The sequence below is a fragment of the Blautia sp. ZXY-1-B12 genome (genome assembly GCF_056339915.1).
Window position 1 is genome coordinate 1 of sequence record NZ_JBWJVP010000050.1, and the last position, 2,940, is coordinate 2,940.

Annotated in this window: 3 protein-coding genes; all 3 read left to right on the top strand. The window is 42.9% G+C overall.

Annotated features, from left to right (window positions below):
* Positions 1-419: 419 nt before the first annotated feature.
* A complete protein-coding gene (locus AC075L_RS03870; RefSeq protein ID WP_022380660.1) occupies positions 420-1,205 on the top strand; it encodes a reverse transcriptase domain-containing protein in 786 nt (261 codons plus the stop codon).
* A 301-nt stretch (positions 1,206-1,506) separates the two neighbouring features.
* A complete protein-coding gene (locus AC075L_RS03875; protein ID WP_008704419.1) occupies positions 1,507-1,695 on the top strand; it encodes a hypothetical protein in 189 nt (62 codons plus the stop codon).
* Positions 1,696-1,725: 30 nt separating this feature from the next.
* The coding region (gene ltrA, locus AC075L_RS03880; protein WP_476387168.1) for a group II intron reverse transcriptase/maturase at positions 1,726-2,940 on the top strand (1,215 nt) is incomplete at its 3' end.

The window sequence follows — 2,940 nt, forward strand, 5'->3', positions numbered from 1 at the left end:
CGTGCAGGCTAAGCGTAGACAGCAAGATAGCAGGGATAGCTATGGAGCACCGAAATCCCAAAGTATCAGAGGGTCGACACCGTGGTCTGGGTGGAAGACAATATATGCACTTATCGTTATGGTGAGATTTTGCATGCCTCTGCGGTGTTGTTGAAACTATTCATGTCAGACAGGGACTATATGTCAACTGGAGAGGACCTGCATTTTCTTTTCAGAGTGTGTAAATGAAAAGTATGTCCGCCAACCAAAAGAAGAAAGACAAACGAAGTGCAGGTAGTCGGAGGCCCGAACAGTACCGGTGAAGGTATGAACAAAATAAATACTGGAGGGAAGTCGAGAGAGAACTGTGCCTCGCAGTTCTGGCCTGCGAAACTATATCAAAGAGGAAACATTAGCTATACACAGAGATAGGGGAACTAATGGAAACGAAATTGGCGAGAATATCACAATTATCAAAAGAAAACCCAGACATGGTCTTTACATCACTGGGGCATCTTATCAATAAGGAGATGCTTGAGAACTGTCATGTCCAGATGGATGGAACGAAAGCCGTAGGAATAGATGGAGTTACCAAAGAAGAATACGGAAGAAATCTGGAAGAAAATCTAGAAGCCCTTATAGAAAGTTTGAAGAAGAAATCCTATAAGCCTAAACCAGCAAGACTGGTAGAAATACCAAAGGATAATGGGAAGATGCGGCCACTTAGTATCTACTGTTATGAAGACAAGCTGGTACAGGAAGCACTGCGCAGGATACTGGAAGCAGTATTCGAGCCAATGTTTTATGATGAGATGATGGGATTCAGACCCAACAGGGGCTGCCATAAAGCAATCCGCAAACTAAACATAATGCTGGAAAGGAAACCGACGAATTATGTTCTGGATGCGGATATAAAAGGATTCTTCCAGCATCTTGACCATGAATGGATTGTGCGTTTTATAGAATCAAGGATCAAAGACCCGAATATCATCCGCCTTGTCAGACGAATGCTGAAAGCAGGAATTATGAATAACTATGAATTTGAAGCAACAGAGGAAGGAAGTGGACAAGGTTCCGTCTGCTCTCCGATAATTTCCTGTATCTATATGCACTATGTGCTGATATGGTGGTTCAGAGAGGTGGTAACGCCGATGTTAAAGGGATATGCAGGTCTGGTGGTCTATGCTGATGATTGTGCGCCACGAAGGCGGAAACTTGTGACATGATGTCAAACAAGTATAGCCATGCTGTGTGAATGATGATGGCAGGCCCATCGGAACCGCTATATAGGTGGAGGTTTCAAATCACTCTGAGGTGCTGTAGTCAAAAGCTATGGTACTGAGCGTCAGAGAAAAGGCTGTACAAAACAGTCAGGTGTGGACAGTGGAGATGAACGAAGCTGTGAACCACTTACGAAAACGTCGAAAGCGTAGAGACTCCATCAAAACCAGGGGGTCAGTCGTTAACCTGGGATAAGCATAACGGGAGCCTATTTACTGGTTATGCGGTGGACGGCGTAAAGGTGGCATGAACACTGTTCAGGCATTCATATGGAACGTGGGAACCTACGGGCTGGTGTTAAGGGAGAGTGCCAAGTGGACGAACCGCAAGGTACAGAGTACTGATACAGTCATAGGGGCAGAGTGGCTTGTAGTAGTGAAGAGGGTTTCTGAAAAGAAAACAGAGCGAAGAAGCCACAGTATCCAAGCAGAGTAAATAAGTCAACTTAGGAATAAGGAGGAGCTTATGAGCGAAGCAAAACAGTTTGATATTTCAAAGAAGGCTGTAATTGCAGCTTTTCAGGCGGTAAAGGAAAACGCAGGAAGTTACGGGGCAGATGAACAAACCATAAAAGAGTTTGAGGAGCATCTTAATAACAACCTGTATAAACTATGGAACCGGATGGCATCAGGAAGTTATTTCCCGAAGCCTGTAAGGGCAGTAGCAATACCCAAGAAAAATGGTGGAATCAGAATTTTGGGAATTCCAACAGTAGAAGACAGAATCGCACAAATGGTTGCGAAGATGTACTTTGAACCGCTGGTTGAACCAATGTTTTACAATGACTCATATGGATACCGTCCGAACAAATCTGCAATTCAGGCAGTAGGACAAGCAAGGGAAAGATGTTTTAAAAGAGACTGGGTATTGGAATTAGATATCAAAGGGCTCTTTGATAACATCAAACATGGATATCTGATGTACATGGTTGAGAAACATACGCAAATAAAATGGCTGATACTTTATATAAAACGTTGGCTTACAGTGCCGTTCATCATGAGTGATGGCTCGGTTGCTGAACGCAGGTCAGGAACACCTCAGGGTGGAGTTATCAGTCCTGTGCTTGCAAATCTATTTCTTCACTATGTATTTGATGACTTTATGACAAAAGCATATCCGAACATCTGGTGGGAAAGATATGCTGATGATGGAGTACTGCACTGCCAATCGTACAAGCAGGCTGCATTTATAAAGCAGAAACTGGAAGAACGTTTTCAGCAGTTTGGATTGGAACTGAATAAAGAAAAGACACGTATTGTCTACTGCAAGGATAACCGAAGGCCACAAAACTATAGTTGTACCCAATTCACTTTTCTGGGATATACGTTCAGACCAAGGCTAAATAAGAATAAAGAAGGAAAGTTCTTTGTAGGCTTTACGCCTGCGGTCAGTGAAAAAGCCAAAACTGCTATGAAACAGAAGATCAGAGAATGGAAGATACAGTTAAAGGCGGATCTCTCATTAAAAGATATTGGGAACATGATAAACAAAGTAGTGCAAGGATGGATTAACTACTACACACACTATTATAAGTCAGAATTTTATGAGGTGTTGCGTTATATCAATCAATGTCTGATTAAATGGGTACGACGAAGTTATAAAAAGAAAAACACGAGAAGCAGAGCCGAGCACTGGCTTGGTGCAGTAGCCAGAAGAGACAGAAACTTGTTTGCACACTGG

Bases quoted from the DNA above. Each gene is read 5' to 3' on its own strand.
- AC075L_RS03870 (WP_022380660.1), top strand. From the start codon at position 420: ATGGAAACGAAATTGGCGAGAATATCACAATTATCAAAAGAAAACCCA.
- AC075L_RS03875 (WP_008704419.1), top strand. From the start codon at position 1,507: ATGAACACTGTTCAGGCATTCATATGGAACGTGGGAACCTACGGGCTG.